Consider the following 2,027-nt stretch of genomic DNA (forward strand, 5'->3'; position numbering starts at 1 on the left):
TCCTCGAGTTCGTCGACGCGCTCGCTCAACAAGCGGTTTTTCTCCGTCAGGTACGCACGACTCCGGTCTGCCTCGTCAGGCGTCCCGCCAGCTGCGACACCGTCTGGTGTGCCGTGGGGATCTGCGACGTCGTCGCTGGCGTCCGGGTCGTAGAACTCCGACGTGGTTGCAATCGCTCGCTCGATGGTCTTCTCGCCGTACGTTGACCCGTCAGCGTAGTGGACCTCGTCCCACTTCTCCCGTATCAATCCCGACTGGCGGAACAGCTGCTCCATTTGGGTCCGGTCGCCGCCGGTCCAGAACGCCAGCAAACAGCATAGCGCCATGTCGGCCTCGGACTGACTGTCGTAGCCGACCGTATTCCCGTTCCAGAGCCGCTCGAACTTCTCGCCGTTCGATGCGTTTCGCGCTTTCTCGAGGAGGTCCTCGTCTTCGAGGTCGACGTCAACGTCAGCTGCATCGGTCGTCGGTGACCGGGCGGCAGCGCCACCACGCTGTTCGGACTCGGATGCTGTGTCGCGCTCGATGTCCTGGACGTACTCACGGTGAATCGCTGTGAGCGCGTCCTGACGACGTGCAACGCGCGTCGGTGTCCGCTCGACGTGGTCGCCAGTAACGGTGAAAAAGCGTGCCGTGTCGTACAGTTCGACGCTTCCACGTCGGTTCCGCCCGTCTGGGAGTTCGCCGGTGATCAAGACATGATAGCCGGTGCCGGATGGCGATATCTCCGTATAGGAGTCGAGTCGTGCGATGATGTCCAACGCCGTATCGTCGACGTCGTCTGTCTCGGGATCGCGGCAGTCGTCCAGGTCGACGCCGACGATGGGATCGTCGTCAGTAAACACGAACCCGACACCATCAGCGTGCTTCGTCTCGGTGTACTCGAGTGCTGTCTCGAAACTCGCCCACGTTTCCGACTCTGTTGACGACGCGAACCCCCCAGCCCCCGGAGTCACCGGAATCTTCGTCGGTTTACCGTCTCGGTTCTCTTCGCGCCAGCACACCCACTGGTCGCGTTCGCGTAACGACTCCGGAACCGCCTCCGGCTCGCCGATCATAGGCTCACTCATCCTCACGTAGCACCTCGCATGGCTCTCACTGGCTCTGAGCCAGCACAGAACGCTCTCTGCTGTACGTCGCGATCCAATCCCTTGGTCCCAACGGGGACCCCCCGTTCTATCCTAGTTGGTTGTTGGGTGGAACACTCACTATGGCTGGTTGCAAACCGCTGGACGTGAGCGTGTTCCACCCATTCCGCCAAGTTCGTTGGTGTTCCACCCATTGAGGATTTGGGTGGAACATGCCGCCGTCGGGTGATTTCCGACCTACGAATTTGATTGGATGAGGTCATGATTCAGCTTGGGTGGAACAGGTCTCAAGAAGTCCCGATGATATCGGGAATTGGACCGTGTACGTCCATTTCATAGCTGAAAGTCCTCTTCAGACCGGATGCGGACACCAGTGTAATGCGGGACGGGTTTCCCGTCGATTCGCTTCTTCGTGGAGTCTACCTCGATGTGGGTGTTGAGCTTCCGTGTGAACCAGCTCTTATTCAGCGGATCGTCGATTCCATGTGCTTCTGCCCAGTCGTTGTAGAGATCGAATACATCATCTTTCGGCACGGCTCCATCCGCATCTTCGGCAAGATATTCGTCGACGAACGATTCGAACGACGGTGGCGATTGGTCTTCCTGCTTCTCTTCGACCGGCTCATCTGCCTGGTCGGTCTGACTGGGTGGTTCGTCAGCGGCCACTGATTCGGGCGATACCGGACGGAGCGACCCGTCAGTGATTGCCGAGAGTGGCCGCTTCTCACCGTCTTCGTACACGACCGATTCCGCCTCATCGTGAAGGATAACGATGCCGTACGTCGAACGTGTGTAGTCTGGTACGGGGAGTTCGGCTTCGGGGACGAATGGCTTCTTGATACGCACCCAGTCGTTCTCGAACGCCGATTTCGTCTCGTAGATGTGTTGCTCACCGTGCTCGTATACGACGTACTCGTCGGCAGCGTGGTCGTAGCTGTA

2 protein-coding genes are annotated in these 2,027 nt (G+C 59.2%); both read right to left on the reverse strand.

Features of this window, described 5'->3' with window-relative positions; all coding sequences use genetic code 11:
• Window positions 1-1,070 (reverse strand): phage NrS-1 polymerase family protein (locus FJT57_RS16500; protein ID WP_162524381.1); only part of this gene is annotated, 1,070 nt, incomplete at its 3' end.
• 351 nt (window positions 1,071-1,421) lie between these two features.
• The coding region (locus FJT57_RS16290; protein WP_238994040.1) for a primase-like DNA-binding domain-containing protein at window positions 1,422-2,027 on the reverse strand (606 nt) is incomplete at its 5' end.

Origin of the sequence: Halobellus captivus, assembly GCF_007655485.1 — an archaeon.
In the GTDB taxonomy this organism is placed as follows: Archaea; Halobacteriota; Halobacteria; order Halobacteriales; family Haloferacaceae; genus Haloquadratum; species Haloquadratum captivum.